Annotated in this window: 12 protein-coding genes; 8 read left to right on the forward strand and 4 right to left on the reverse strand. The window is 59.1% G+C overall.

What is annotated here, in order from left to right:
* Positions 1 to 52 precede the first annotated feature (52 nt).
* Positions 53 to 1,903: a translation elongation factor 4 gene (lepA, locus tag AC06DS_RS05985; RefSeq protein WP_293791407.1), complete on the forward strand. Its 1,851-nt coding sequence runs from the start codon at positions 53 to 55 to the stop codon at positions 1,901 to 1,903.
* 2 nt (positions 1,904 to 1,905) lie between these two features.
* On the opposite strand, the gene AC06DS_RS05990 is transcribed toward lepA, so the two are convergent.
* Positions 1,906 to 3,645, reverse strand: a complete 1,740-nt coding sequence (locus AC06DS_RS05990; protein WP_477100208.1) for an FUSC family protein — start codon at positions 3,643 to 3,645, stop codon at positions 1,906 to 1,908.
* Between the two features lie 112 nt (positions 3,646 to 3,757).
* Between AC06DS_RS05990 and AC06DS_RS05995 the strand changes: the two genes are divergently transcribed.
* Positions 3,758 to 4,315 (forward strand): hypothetical protein, encoded by a 558-nt coding sequence (locus AC06DS_RS05995; RefSeq protein WP_477100209.1) that lies wholly within the window; start codon positions 3,758 to 3,760, stop codon positions 4,313 to 4,315.
* Between the two features lie 60 nt (positions 4,316 to 4,375).
* Here the strand turns inward: AC06DS_RS05995 and AC06DS_RS06000 are convergent, their stop codons facing one another.
* Both AC06DS_RS06000 and AC06DS_RS06005 read right to left on the reverse strand, forming a co-directional pair.
* The gene (locus AC06DS_RS06000; protein ID WP_477100210.1) at positions 4,376 to 5,305 is read right to left on the reverse strand and encodes an NADP-dependent oxidoreductase; all 930 of its coding nucleotides are present in this window, start codon (positions 5,303 to 5,305) and stop codon (positions 4,376 to 4,378) included.
* A 37-nt stretch (positions 5,306 to 5,342) separates the two neighbouring features.
* Positions 5,343 to 6,308 carry a bile acid:sodium symporter family protein gene (locus AC06DS_RS06005; protein WP_477100211.1) on the reverse strand — a complete coding sequence of 322 codons (966 nt, stop codon included), beginning with the start codon at positions 6,306 to 6,308 and terminating at the stop codon, positions 5,343 to 5,345.
* Positions 6,309 to 6,444: 136 nt separating this feature from the next.
* Here AC06DS_RS06005 and AC06DS_RS06010 point away from each other — a divergent pair, with 136 nt between their 5' ends.
* The 6 genes from AC06DS_RS06010 to AC06DS_RS06035 all read left to right on the forward strand — a co-directional run bounded on the left by AC06DS_RS06010 (position 6,445) and on the right by AC06DS_RS06035 (position 12,708).
* Positions 6,445 to 7,101, forward strand: a complete 657-nt coding sequence (locus tag AC06DS_RS06010) for a metallophosphoesterase (RefSeq protein ID WP_477100212.1) — start codon at positions 6,445 to 6,447, stop codon at positions 7,099 to 7,101.
* A gap of 130 nt (positions 7,102 to 7,231) precedes the next feature.
* Complete coding sequence (locus AC06DS_RS06015; protein ID WP_477100213.1) at positions 7,232 to 8,188, forward strand: hypothetical protein; 957 nt, start codon at positions 7,232 to 7,234, stop codon at positions 8,186 to 8,188.
* A gap of 96 nt (positions 8,189 to 8,284) precedes the next feature.
* Positions 8,285 to 9,184, forward strand: coding sequence for a hypothetical protein (locus AC06DS_RS06020; protein WP_477100214.1), 900 nt, complete (start codon positions 8,285 to 8,287; stop codon positions 9,182 to 9,184).
* A 372-nt stretch (positions 9,185 to 9,556) separates the two neighbouring features.
* A complete protein-coding gene (locus AC06DS_RS06025) occupies positions 9,557 to 11,464 on the forward strand; it encodes a BCCT family transporter (RefSeq protein WP_477100215.1) in 1,908 nt (635 codons plus the stop codon).
* Between the two features lie 100 nt (positions 11,465 to 11,564).
* Positions 11,565 to 12,419, forward strand: coding sequence for a 3-hydroxybutyryl-CoA dehydrogenase (locus AC06DS_RS06030; RefSeq protein ID WP_293791398.1), 855 nt, complete (start codon positions 11,565 to 11,567; stop codon positions 12,417 to 12,419).
* Between the two features lie 91 nt (positions 12,420 to 12,510).
* Positions 12,511 to 12,708 carry a CsbD family protein gene (locus AC06DS_RS06035; protein ID WP_448307478.1) on the forward strand — a complete coding sequence of 66 codons (198 nt, stop codon included), beginning with the start codon at positions 12,511 to 12,513 and terminating at the stop codon, positions 12,706 to 12,708.
* 98 nt (positions 12,709 to 12,806) lie between these two features.
* Here AC06DS_RS06035 and AC06DS_RS06040 read toward each other — a convergent pair whose 3' ends face one another.
* Complete coding sequence (locus AC06DS_RS06040; RefSeq protein ID WP_477100216.1) at positions 12,807 to 14,195, reverse strand: aminotransferase class III-fold pyridoxal phosphate-dependent enzyme; 1,389 nt, start codon at positions 14,193 to 14,195, stop codon at positions 12,807 to 12,809.
* Positions 14,196 to 14,197 lie beyond the last annotated feature (2 nt).

The following is a 14,197-nucleotide window of genomic DNA, read 5'->3' on the forward strand; positions in this document are numbered from 1 at the left end:
ACTTCTGGGTGGATACATAGTAGGGTTACGCGTAAGCGAAAGAGGAGGGCAAATGGCAGCCAAGCAGAAGAATTACGCCACACAGACGTTTACGGATCCCGAGAGGATTCGTAACTTCTGCATCATTGCCCACATCGACCATGGCAAGTCGACCCTGGCCGACCGTATCCTGCAGATGTCCGGCGTGGTCGAAGATCGCGATATGCGCGACCAGTACCTGGACAACATGGATATTGAGCGCGAGCGTGGCATCACTATCAAGGCACAGAACGTACGCCTGCCGTGGGTGCCGAAAACCGGTGCGCACGCGGGCGAAGAGCTAGTGATGCACCTGATCGATACGCCCGGCCACGTGGACTTTACCTACGAGGTCTCCCGCGCCCTCGAAGCGTGTGAGGGATGCATCCTGCTGGTCGATGCGGCCCAGGGTATCGAGGCACAGACGCTGGCGAACCTGTACCTGGCGATGGAAAACGATCTGGAAATCATTCCGGTTCTGAACAAGATTGACCTGCCAGCAGCAGATCCAGAAAAGTACTCCCTGGAACTTGCCCACATCATCGGCTGCGAGCCAGAAGAAGTGCTGCGCGTATCCGGCAAGACTGGCGAGGGCGTGCCGGAGCTCCTGGACAAGGTATGTGAGCTGGTGCCACCGCCAGTGGGTGATGCCGATGCCCCGGCCCGTGCCATGATCTTCGACAGTGTGTACGACATCTACCGCGGTGTGGTGACGTATGTACGCATGATGGACGGTCGGCTGGAATCGCGCCAGAAAATCCAGATGATGAGCACTGGCGCGACCCACGAGACGCTAGAGATCGGCGTGGTTTCCCCGGAGCCGACGAAGACCAAGGGCCTGGGCGTGGGCGAGGTCGGTTACATCATCACTGGTGTGAAGGACGTCCGTCAGTCCAAGGTCGGTGACACGATTACCTGGGCCACCAACGGTGCCGAGGTGCCGCTGAAGGGTTACCAGGAGCCAACCCCGATGGTGTACTCCGGTCTGTTCCCGATCAGCGCCGATCAGTACCCGGATCTGCGCGAAGCCATCGAAAAACTGCAGCTCAACGATGCATCCCTAACCTTTGAACCAGAGACGTCGGTAGCCCTGGGATTTGGTTTCCGCTGTGGCTTCCTCGGGCTGCTGCACATGGAAATCACCCGCACACGCCTGGAACGCGAGTTCGGCCTGGATCTGATCTCCACTGCGCCGTCAGTGGTCTACCGCGTGGTGAAGGAAGACGGCAAGGAAGTGTACGTTCGCAACCCCTCGGATTGGCCGGGTGGCAAGATGCGCGAGGTATATGAGCCGATCGTGAAGATGACCGTGATCGTGCCCTCGGAGTTCTTGGGCTCCACCATGGAACTGTGTCAGTCGAAGCGCGGCCAAATGGGCGGCATGGACTACCTGTCCGAGGACCGCGTGGAGCTGCGTTACACCATGCCGCTGGGCGAGATTATCTTTGATTTCTTTGACCAGCTGAAGTCCCGCACGAAGGGCTATGCCTCGCTGAACTATGAAGAAGCCGGCGAGCAGCTGGCCGACCTGGTGAAGGTGGACATCCTGCTGCAAGGCGACCCCGTGGATGCGTTCAGCGCAATCGTGCACCGCGACAACGCGCACTGGTACGGCAACAAGATGACGGTGAAGCTGAAGGAACTGATCCCGCGCCAGCAGTTTGAAGTGCCGGTGCAGGCCGCCATCGGTTCCAAGATTATCGCCCGCGAGAACATCCGTGCCCTGCGCAAGGACGTGCTGTCCAAGTGCTATGGCGGCGATGTGTCGCGTAAGCGCAAGCTGCTGGAAAAGCAAAAGGAAGGCAAGAAGCGCATGAAGGCCATCGGTTCGGTCTCTGTGCCGCAGGAGGCCTTCGTTGCTGCGCTGTCTACCGACGCCGACTAGGCTCAGTCCAGCTGCCGTACCGCCGCGGCCAGGCGGTTCAGCTCGTTGAGGGAGAGATCTTCGTCCCCATGCGCATTGCAATAATCCAACAGGGTGTACCCGGTGAGCTGTAGCTGGTTGTGCTTAGCCCACAATTGCCGCGCATAGGTGGAGTTGTTGTTAATCATCTTCATCATGTGCTTGCGTTCGCTGAGCAGCTCGAATTGCAGATCACGGCGTGCGTAGAGCGCGCGATCTGGCGGGGTGATCAGCAACGCGCCCAGCAGAGCACCCATTGCCGCTTCGCAATGGCCTACCAGGCGGCGGTGATAGTGGGCGTCAGATGTAGTGCGCCAGAGCCACAGGAAGATAAACGAGCAGATAACCGCAACGCACACTTCGGCGAGGCGATCGACGACCACGTCGCCGAGCGGGCGTTCCATTGAGTTGCCCATCATCAGTGCCATGGGGGTGGTGAAGATGACGGTGAAGGCATAGTTCTTGGCAATGAAGAACTCGGCGGCGAATTGGCAGATGGCCAGCAGGAAGAGCAGCAATAGGCCGTCGATGTGGAAGGCGTGGGCGATGGAGAACAGCCCAATGCCCAGCACGGAGCCGAGCAGGCGATGCAGTCCGCGGATGGTGCCGGGGACCTTCTCGGGTCCCCATTGCAGGATCAATAGGGCAGTGATTACACCCCAGTCAGGGCGGTCTAGCCCCAGCCAGATTGTGGCGGCGCAGGAGGTGAGGCTGGCGAGCACAACCTTTTCCATGCTGAGCTCTGCTTGGCTATGGATGTTTAGCGACCGGCCGAAGCGGTATTTCACAGATGGCTGGTGGTGTGGGATGGCGATGCGGGTGGGGTCGACCATGCCGTTGGTATCGGAGAAGTCTTCGTCCGTATCTACGTAGCCGGTCCGGGCGCTGATGGCCATGAGCTGTTGACGGGCACGTTGGACTTGTACCACCAGGTCACGCTGTGATTCCCGGATCACCTTGCCCGCGGAGACAATGCCCGCGCCCATCAGTGCCGACCAGGCCTCGGAAAGGGAAGTGCGGGCAAGGTAGTAGTTGCCAGGGGTCGGGTCCTGGTCGAAATCCGCCACCGCGCTGTTGAGCGTACGGATGGCCTGCTGCTCTGGGCCGTGAGGATTGAATAGGGCAGGGAACATGCCCACGATCACGGCGACGAACGCACCAAACAAACTCCAGCCGCCAATGGCCAGGGGGTTTAGGTCGCTGCGGGCAATCATCGTTGCGCCGCCGGAGACCATGACAATGAAGAATCCGCCCGGTGGTGGCATGCGCAGTGCGTTCTGAGTGTAGGTGAACACGCCCGAAAGGAAGGTGCAGTACAGGCCCGCGATCATCAGCCACCAGTGCGAGCCACCGGAATCTAGGTGCTCCCACATCATCTTGCCCAGCCAAGCAGCGATGGTGGGGCAGGCAGCTAGCAGCGTGGCGGAGAAAAGCATCACCTTTAGGCGTGTGCGATAGGGCAGATTACCGCCGTAGATCACGGTAAATGCACCGCCAGCGACCAGCAGCATTGCATCGCTTAACCCTAGTGACCAGGCGATCGTGCCGGGTATCAGCAGCGAAAGTGCGGCTCGCACGCCGCCCGCCCAGCCCGCCGCCTTCGAGTTGAAGGTGGTAAACAGCTCCCACGCACTTGGGCGATGGGGGATGGGGAATTCCGCGGGGTTCTGTGGGGGCTTTGGGTTTAGCGGGGTGGGTTGCTTGCTGGGGCTGGTTTGATTCACTGCGGTGGTGGTTTTCCTTGTCTGAGGCTGCGAATGAAGACATTCACAGTGTAAACCCCGTAATCGAACGATGAGCTGTGGGATGTCCGGAGCGGTGCTTACACTTAATTGCATGAGTTACAAAGAGCCGCAGCGCTATGGCGAGTGGGATAGCCGGGGTAGCCGGGAGAACAAGGATTACCTCGCTGGCTGGATGCCGGATGCTGATCCACACGATGGGCAGGTTGCGCGTACTTCTGATGAGCAGGACCTGGAAGCTCGTCGTATTCGGTTGTCAAGGTACCGTCCGAACGCTGCAAAGAAGATTGCGGCGTGGCTGGCTTTGATCCTGGGAGTGATGATGCTCTTCGGGATCCTCTTCGGCTCCTTGGAGGACGCCAGTGGGAGCCTACAAGTACTTCTCGCTGTGCTGTACTTCCTCATATTCGCTGGCCCGGCGCTGTACTGGATGTATGCGAACAAACGCGATACGGAGGCGGTGCGGGAATGGGCCGCTACGGAAGGGAACTACCGAGAGGTGTGGGAATCCTTCGACCCTGCAACAAAGTCCGCTTTCGCCCGGCCGGCTCAGGCCGAAGAGTTGCCTCTGTTGCCGAAACGCCCTTGGCTGTGGATATGGATTGCGGAGTTCGTGCTTATCACCGCCGTGGGCACACTGACCCCCGCTTAGCTGTCGCCAGAATTGTTGGGTGGTGGGGGGGGGGGATTTCTTGGAAGCCGAGCGCTTCCGCTAGTCGTCCACCGTCAGTACGACCTTTCCTAGTGCGTGGCCTGACTCGACCTCCTCGTAGGCTTCGGCTGCGGCACTGAAAGGTAGCTCTTTGCCGATCACGGGACGTATCGCGCCTTCGGCTACCAGGCGGGCGAGTTCCGCGAAGCGTTCCTCGGTACGAATCCGAGTGATGCCGCTTCCGCCTAGACGGGCAGCAAGCTGCTTGTCCGCGGCGCTGCGTATCGCGCCCTCCGGCGCAAGATGCGCCAGCCCTTCCAGGACATCGCCACCGACCAGGTCCAGAATGCCGTCCACTGGCGGGACGGTGACGTGGGAACCGGTCTTGCCCAGCTCTGCGGTATCCATAAAACGCGCGCCCAGACGCTCCACCAACATCTTCTTGCGGGCGCTGGCGATGCCGATGACCTCGATGTCGAAATGTTGCGCCAGTTGAAGGGCGTGCGTGCCCACGCCACCGCCTGCGCCAATTACCAGAAGGCGAGCTCCCTCGTCCGGCCAGGTACCCAATTCGTGAAGCTCGGCCAGGGCATCGTAGGCGGTTCCAGCAGCCGCGGGCAGGCAGGCCGCGTCGGCGGACTCTACACCGCTGGGGATAGCTGCGGTCGAGGTGGCGTCCAAAAGAACAAGAGAATCACTGGCAGTGCCAGTGCCGGAGAAAGCAGACCCAAAGACGCGATCGCCCGGCGAAAAATCGGTGGAGGGGTCGGCTTCTATGACTGTGCCCGCGGCCTCACGGCCCATGGCCATGGGGAAGGTGACGGGGAAGGAGCCCTGGCGTTGGCCATTACGCACTTTAATATCGCCGGGATTGAGGCTAATTGCGGTGGGGCGGATCAAAACGCTGCCGGGCTGCCAGGTGTAGTCGGCGACATCGAGGAAACGAGTAACCTCGGAGCCGCCAAAGGAATCGAAGCCGAAAATACGCATGAGCCCCATGGTAGGGGCTCAGGGGAGAGTGAGGGGCCTAGTTTTTGGCCAAGCGGCGCATGAGGAAAGCAAATAGTGCGCCGGAAATGTTGTGCCACACGGCGGCGACAGCGCCGGGGATGGCGGCTTCCGGGCTCCAATACTTCCCCGACATTCCGGAGGCCAAGCCTGCAGACTGAGTGGCGACCTCGATGGCGGTGGTGCGGCAGACAGCGGGGGATTCGCCGGTGGCGCGGGCAGCGAAGTAGCCCAGGACATAGCCGATGAGGTTGTGGATGATGACGGCGACAAGCACGGTGACGCCGATGTTCATCAGGGTGTCCGAAGACTTAGCGACGGCAGGGAAGACGACTCCGCCGATAGCGACAATGGACAACCACGGCAGAACCGGCAGCAGAAACGTGACGATGCGATCGAAAATCACACGGATGACCAGGCCGCCGATGACGGGCAGCAGCACGGTCTGAACCAGACTCCACGCCATGGACTTGCCATCCACCGGAGTTTCCTCACCCGCGAGTAGCAGCATGATAACCGGGGTGACCAGCGGGGACAGGATAGTGGAGACGGAGGTCATGGTCACGGACAGTGCAACATCGCCCTTAGCTAGATAGGAGACCACGTTGGAGGTGGTGCCGCCGGGTACGGATCCCAGCATCAGCAGGCCAATCGCCAGCATTGGGTTCAGCCCCAGCAGCTTGGCTACGGCCACAGCACCCAGCGGCATGATGACGAACTGGGCGATCACGCCGATGACGATTGGCATGGGACGTTTCGCAACCAGCGCGAAGTCAGGCAGCCTCAGGGTCAGTCCCATGCACAGCATGATGATGGCGATCATCGTGGAGATGTGCGCTGCCAGGGGAGTGAAGGTGCCCGGGCTGGCCAGTGCTAGGCCTGCGCCGATCAAGATAAACGCGGGGAAGGCCCATACGGCAATGGTTGCGGAGCGTTCCTCGGATGAGTTGGTTGTGTTGCTTCTCTGCTTCTCTTCGACCGTCATGCATTCACTATATGGGATAGAAGTCTCAAAATATGAAATTTGCTGGTATTGGTGGCTATAAGAGGCAAGCAAGCGGACGGGTTACAGTGGTTACACACAGATACCGAGACCTTGCACAGCCCCCGAAGGAGTGACCATGAGCCAACCCCGCACTTGGTTTACCAGCGACCTACACCTTGGCCATCCGTTCGTCGCTGGGCTGCGTGGCTTCGGCGAGAAAGAGGAAGAAGTCGCCCGGCACGACGACACGATCCTCGCCAATCTCACGGCGGCATTGCGCTCTGGCGATACGCTGTGGGTGCTCGGAGATATTTCCTCCGGGTGGGGTCCGCAGGAGGAAAGGGCGCTAGACCTGCTACGGGACGCTTTTGCTGACCTGGACATAACTGCTCACCTCATCGCGGGCAATCACGACACGTGCCATCCGCTGCATGCCAACAGTGCCCGACGTCAGCGGAGGTTCCTTGAGGTGTTCGATTCTGTTCAGCCCTATCAGTGTGTGGTGCCATGGGACCCGGACGGCGACGGAGTGGCGGACAACGAGGATCTTGCCAAGAAGGCAGACACCGAGGTTGCCTGGTTGTGCCATTTCCCGCGCCCCGGCCAGGATCACGAGGGGATGGAATCCCGCTACGACTATCTACGACTCGATGTGCCATATGTAATTCACGGGCATCTGCATTCCGCTGCTCCAATTACTGGCCCTGGGCAGGTTGACGTTGGCGTCGATGCATGGAATCTGCAGCCCGCCCCCTACGAGCAGGTAATGGAGCTGCTTTACCGCGACGCATAGCCTTTAACCCGTGCATAAGTCGTCGCTTATGTATATTCATATTGTGTTTTCTCGCCTAGGTGTCCTAGGTGGATTTTTATGACGCCCACTCGTCAGCGCACGACGAAACGAACAATCGGGACTAGAGGTTATGACGTTCAACTTTTCCCAGTACACCTATCGGCCACGGCATGCGGCCAAGGATTCTCGCTCTCACCTGACTAAAGGCGTTGCTACCGCCGCCCTCACGGCAACCGTGAGCATGGCAGGAATCGCCGCTCCAGCTAACGCTGCCCCCGCTGGCCCGCCCGCGGGTTCTCAGATGCCGGCTCTGCCGCCGCTTCCACCGGCGCCAAAGCTGCCGCCGGTTCCGCAGGCTGTGGAAGATGCCCTGAACAAGCTGGGCATGTCGGCCAATCAGATCCCAGGTTCCTCGGCTCCGCACCGCCCGGCACCAGCTCCGCACCGCCCCGCGCCAGGCCCGAACCGCGGTTACCAGGTGCGCACGATCCACAACGTTCCAGCTCGCACCTCATTGGCTGTTGTCACTAACAACGGCATCGCAAAGACTCCGAACGCAGACCAGGCACGACCGGGCCTATCTATTGTGAAGCTGTATATGGCTGACTACGTACTGCGCTACGGCGACCACAGCAACTCGGATCGCTACCTGGCTGAGCGTATGATCCGCTTCTCCGATGATGGAGCTGCTTCCAAGATCAACCGGAAGTACCCTCGAGCAATTAGCACTATCGCCCGTGAATACGGCCTACGTAATACCCGAGCGGCCGCACACTGGGGTAATTCCTACACGTCTGCTACTGATACCGCGAACTTCCTCCACAAGCTTCGCATCCGCCACCCGCGATCTTTGGTACTGCACTGGATGCGCACCGCCAGCCCGGTAGCAGCAGATGGCACTCGCCAAAACTGGGGCACGGTGCACCTGCCGGGCGTCAATGGCACAAAATGGGGATGGTCCGATTACGGTCCGCAGACCCTGGCCTCAGCATCGTTCGGTAATGGCTATACCGTCGCTTCTTTCTCCTGGGGCGACCGTGCAGTACAGAACGCAGATACTCGCGCAGCGGCGCGTTACCTACGCTAGTCTTAAGGCTCGAAGCCTAGAGGCCGTATAGATCGGCCTGAGAGAGCTCTTGTCTCGGGCTGATCGCAAACGGTTGACGAAAGGTTTTTAAGAAGAATGGCACCACAGGACAACAATCCTTTTAATAGTGGCGGTGGCGGAACGAACGGGAACAACCCGAATGACCGTACCGAATACATGGGCGCAGCAAACGCATCTCCGTACTCTGCGCCCAACGGTGGCAGTGCCGCAGATAGCAACGGGGCAAATGCGCCTGAGCCGCCGCAGTATCGGCGCCAGGATGACCAGAGCACTCAGGTGTTTGGATCCTCTGGAACCAACAATGGGCAGGGTGGCCAGTACGCAGGTTCGTTCGGCACGCAGAATGGCGCTGGGGCACAGGGGAGTGCCCAGGCAGGCGCGCCGGGCAATACATTTGGAAATGATCCTTACGGTAACCAGGGATATAACCCCCAGGTCGGCAGTGGCCAGCAGAGTTACGGCCAGCAAGGCTATGGCCAGCAAGGCTATGGCCAGCAGGGTTATGGTCAGCAAGGTTACGGACAGAGTGCCTACGGGCAGCCAGGCCAGCAGGGATTTGGCCCGGCTGCGCAGCCATTTGGCCAGCCTTATGGACAGGGCAACCCCAACCCACAGGGCGGCAACGGTGGCGTAGCCAAAATCGTGATCGGCCTCTTAGTCCTCATCGCCCTCGTGGTTGGCGGTGTGCTGATTTATAACGCAGTCTCCGGCGACGATGAAGGGGGAGAGAAAAAGCCAAGCACATCGGAGTCCCAGCCCACGAACACGACAGGGGAGGGCGACAACGGTGACTCCGATTCGCCAGAGCAGAAGACATCGGCGCCTAACCTTCCGTTGCCGACCGAATACAGTCCGACGTACGGCACTGATCTTTCGGAATTTGAGGACATGCTGGACGACAATTTAAGTGACCTCGAGGATCTGATGAGCAGCCTCAGCGAGAATCCCATCGAGCCTTCGGGAATCCCGAGCTAGCTCCAGCCCGTCTAGTAACTGGCAAACGATCGGCAAAAACGAACACAAGAAACCCCCAGGCGAACTTACAACCTGGGGGTTTCTTGCTGACGTTTCAAGAGGAGAATGACCGTTCGTATTTGGATCCTTTCTGTCGACCGCTGGTAACTAATCTAAACAGCCTTCCTGGAAACTACCTGTGTGTGATCTGCAAGCTCTCTACGCATTGTTTATTGTTTCGCCGACAGGCTCGAGAGCATAAAAACGCTCTTTGAAGGCCTCTCTTTCCGGTTAAAGGTACGTTGCGAGCAAATGAGTCTGGTCAAGACGCTAGGGTTGAGGCTCGAGCTTCCTCTACATACGACAGAAAAGAAAATGGGGTGTGATCCCGCAATGGAAGGCGCAAAGTCTACTTCTACGGCTGCAGGTTCGGCAGGCAGCACAAGCAAGGATTCCGACGCAGCCAAAGTGGCGAATGCAGAAAAGGTCAAAGTTGATCCACTGATCTTCTGGGTCGCCTGTGGCTTCATCGTGGGCTTCGTGGCCTACGCCATCATCTTCAAGGACAAGGCTGCTGCGAGCCTGTCGACGGGGTCGAACTGGTTGTTGGAAAACTTCAACTGGCTCTACATCGGCAGCATCTCGCTGGCTTTCATCTTCCTCATGGTGCTGTTCGTTTCGCGCTTCGGTCGCATGAGACTTGGCGTTGAGGGAGAAGAACCAGCCTTCCGAACCCTCTCGTGGTTCGCCATGCTCTTCGCCGGTGGCCTCGGTGCTGTGCTGATGTTCTACGGTGTGGCTGAACCCATGAACCACGTTGTCAACGTGCCCATGCAGGATGCTGAACCGATGAGCTCCGAAGCTATCGGTGAGGCGATGGGCTTCACTCTGTATCACTTTGGCCTGCACATGTGGGTTATCTTCGCCCTGCCCGGCCTTGCCCTGGGGTATTTCATCTACAAGCGTCACCTACCGCCGCGTGTATCCAGTATCTTCGCACCGATCCTCGGCGTCCGTATCTACTCTTGGCCCGGAAAGCTAATCGACGCCCTGTCTATCATCGGCACCGTTTTCGGCATTGCGGTGTCGGTCGGCCTCGGTACGTTGCAGATCAACTCTGGCCTGTCCAAGGTTTTCGGCGCACAGACTGTCGCATGGGTACAGATTCTTATTCTGGTGGTCATTGTTGTGGCGTCGTCAATCTCAGTATCCACCGGTCTGTCCAAGGGCATTAAGTGGCTGTCGAATATCAATATTCTCGCTGCGACTCTGCTGATGGCTTTTGTGCTTTTGACCGGCCCGACGCTGCTGCTTTTGCGCGGCACTATGGATGCCACCAGCCTGTATGCGGAATATCTGCCGAAGATCATGTTCTGGTCCGATTCTCAGCAGGTGAACCCTGGCTGGCAGGGTAAGTGGACGGTCTTCTACTGGGCATGGACGATTTGCTGGTCCCCGTTCGTGGGCATGTTCGTTGCCCGCATCTCCCGTGGTCGCACTGTCCGCGAGTTCATCGGTGGCGTTTTGCTGCTTCCGACGGCCTTCACGATTCTTTGGTTCGCTGTCTTCGGTTACTCGGGTCTGGATATTGAAAAGAAGGAGCCGGGCGTACTGACCAACCCCATTGTGGAACAGGGCGACCCAGCTACGGCATTGTTTGTCTTCTTGGAACACTTCCCGTGGACGCTGGCCACCAGTATCCTGGCGCTCTTCGTGATCACCATCTTCTTCGTCACTTCCATCGACTCTGCAGCACTGATCAACGACATGTTCGCTGCCGGTGAAGAGGGCAAGACTCCGCTGATCTACCGACTGCTGTGGTGCATCATGATCGGTGCAGTCGCAGGCTCCATCCTGATCATGGCGCCCGATGCGGGAATCGATGCGCTCCAGCAGACCGTTATCATCATTGGCTTCCCATTCGTACTCTTTAACTTCGTCATGATGTACTCGCTCGTTAAAGGCATGAATGACGATGCCGCGGCACGCCCCGAACCGCCGTCACGCCAGTGGGGTAAGACTGACTCGGCGGAGAAGCTGGCCGAGCACGAGTCGCGTCCTGCTCCTGGTTACGACAACGAGGGTAAGGAGCATGCACGCTTCGAATATGATGCGGAAGGAAACCTCATTATCCCTGGCAATGTGCGTATTGAAGGTGACCTGGGAGTTGTGGGCGATGTAGATCACGATGCGGAAAGCTCTCCCGCCCGCCCGATGTACGACCAGGAAGGCGAGTTGATCACGGAAGAGCCAGTTGCTGACGATGACGCAGCGGAGGATAAGGGCGTCAATAGGCAGTAGGCAATAAGAACAGAGCCGAGGAATGGTATTGGGCACATCCGTACGAGCAACATCGGTAGGCTGGATCAAGTACGAATAAGCCTATAAAAAAGGAGTGACCATGGTTCAGCGTGTAGGTGTTATCGGTGCAGGTCTGATGGGATCTGGCATTGCAGAGGTTGCCGCCAAGGCCGGCAGCGACGTGCTGGTGTGGGAGGCTAAGCAGGAGTTTGCCGATGCGGGTAAGGCACGCATCGAAAAGTCCCTGGAGAAGGCTGTGAGCCGTGGCAAGCTATCCGAGGAGGATCGTGACGCTGCGCTGAGCCGCCTGACCTTTACCACCAAGCTAGAGGACTTCGCAGACCGCGAGCTGGTCATGGAAGCGATCATTGAAAACGAAGACATCAAGAAGGATGTCTTCGCAAAGCTGGACGAGATCGTCGAGGACAAGAAGGCACCACTGTGCTCCAACACGTCCTCTCTGCCGATCCAGACGATCGCCAGTGCCACCAAGAACCCGGGCCGCGTACTGGGTCTGCACTTCTTCAACCCCGTTCCGGTGCTGCCACTGGTGGAGGTCATCCCTGCGCTGACCACCGACGAGGACGCTGTTGAGATCGCGCAGACCTACGCCACCGAGAAGCTGGGCAAGCAGGCCATCCGCGCGAAGGACCGTTCTGGCTTCATCGTGAACTTCCTGCTGGTTCCGTACATGCTTTCCGCCGTGCGCATGGTGGAAAACGGTGTGGCAACCCCGGAGGATATCGATACCGGCATGAAGCTGGGCGCCAACCACCCGATGGGCCCGCTGACCCTGGCCGACATGGTGGGCTTGGATACCTGCGCCTTCATCGCTGACGTCATGTACAAGGAGTTCGGCGACCCGAGCTACGCCTGCCCGCCGCTGCTGCGTCGTATGGTCACCGCGGGCCACACCGGACGCAAGTCGGGCAAGGGCTTTTACGAGTACAATTAATCGCACAGCGCTTGATAGGTAAATAAGGGCTACAAATTTCGCCCTACCTAGCCAAGCGAAACCAGACGAAAGGAAAGGTCAACATATGTCTATCGACGATCTGAAGAACAAGGCAGAAGGCGCCGCAGGCAAGGCCAAGGAGGCTGCTGGCGAGGCTACCGACAACAACGACCTGGCCAACGAGGGTCGTGCGGATCAGACCAAGTCCGACATCAAGGACAAGGCCAACGAGCTGAAGGACAAGGCTTCGGACGCTGTCAACAAGGTTCTGGGCGACGCTCAGAAGTAAAAAGCTAAAGGCTAAAAGCCTAAAGTCCCGGCTGAAAAACTTTCAGCCGGGACTTTTGCTATGCCCCTTTAAAGTCAGGGGCAGAAGTGATGGGGTGCTTATAGCGCCTGGTCAACGACGGACGCAGCACGATCGACAACCTCCAGCGCCCAGTCCAGCTGCTCCTCGGTGGTAACCAGCGGAGGCGCGAAGTGAAGGCGGTGCCCGGAAACCATCGGCCAGATGCCAGCCTTCTTGAGCTCCGCGCCGAATGCACCCATAGCCTCGGCACCCATCGGGGTCTTGGCCTCTTGGTCGCTGACGAACTCGATGGCCCAGAAGAAGCCCTTGCCGCGGACATTGCCCACGCTTGGGTGGTTTTCCGCGATCTTTTCCATGGCCGGGGCGATAACGCGCTCGCCTAGGTCGGCGATCTGCTCGAAGATTTTCTCCTCGCGGTACACCTTCTGCGCGGCCAGGCCAGGAGCCGCCGCCAGTGGGTGGCCAGAATAGGTCAGCCCGCCCGGGTAGGGCTTTTCTGCAAAACGCTGGTAAACGGCCTCGTTCATCATCACGCCACCAAGCGGTGCCATGCCGGAGTTCACGCCCTTGGCGAAGGTAACAAGATCCGGCTGCAGATCCGGGCCGCCGTGCTCGTAGGCGAACATCTTGCCGGTACGGCCAAAGCCGACCATGACCTCGTCCGCGATGTACAGCGCGCCGTGGCGGTCGCAGATCTCGCGCACGCCCTGCAGGAAGCCCTCCGGCGGGACGATGATGCCACTAGAGCCCACAACGGACTCGATCAAAACTGCAGCTACGTTGTCCTCGTAGACCAGCGTCTCTTCCAGCGATTGAAGAGCACGAGCGCATTCTTCCTCCTGTGTGGTGGAGTAGAAGGCGCTGCGGTACAGGAATGGACCCCAGAAGTGCTTCACGTCGCCGTCGGTCGTGGGGTTGCCGTGGCGGCGCGCTTCGCCGGTGGCCATAATCGCGGAGCCGGTGGCGCCGTGGTAGCTGCGGTAAGCCGTCAGGATCTTGGACTTGCCGGTGGTAAGACGAGCCATGCGGATGGCGTGCTCGATGGCGTCGGCGCCACCATTAGTGAAGAACACGTGGGAGAACTCGCCCTGCGCCTGCTCCACGATCTCCTTAGCCAGTTCACTGCGCACATCATTCGAGAACGCGGGGTTCTGGTTGGTGATACGGCTGGCCTGGTGCTGAAGTGCCTCTACCAACTTCGGGTGCGCGTGACCCAGGTTGGCGCTCACGAGCTGGCTGCCCAGATCCAGGTAGCCGTTGCCTTGGTAATCGTAAATCCACGGGCCTTCGGCATAGCTAAGCGGCTGCGGGTTGATCTTTTCCTGCGCCGACCAGCTGTGGAAAACGTAGTTACTGTCGTTGTCGCGTACCTGTTGTTCTGCGGCTTGTGCTTCTTCGGTGCCGACGCCAACACGTGCGCCGTCGAAGGTAGTGAACTCGGTGATGTTAGGGGGGAATTCAGTCATTC

Source organism: Corynebacterium sp. TUM25015 (assembly GCF_056393505.1).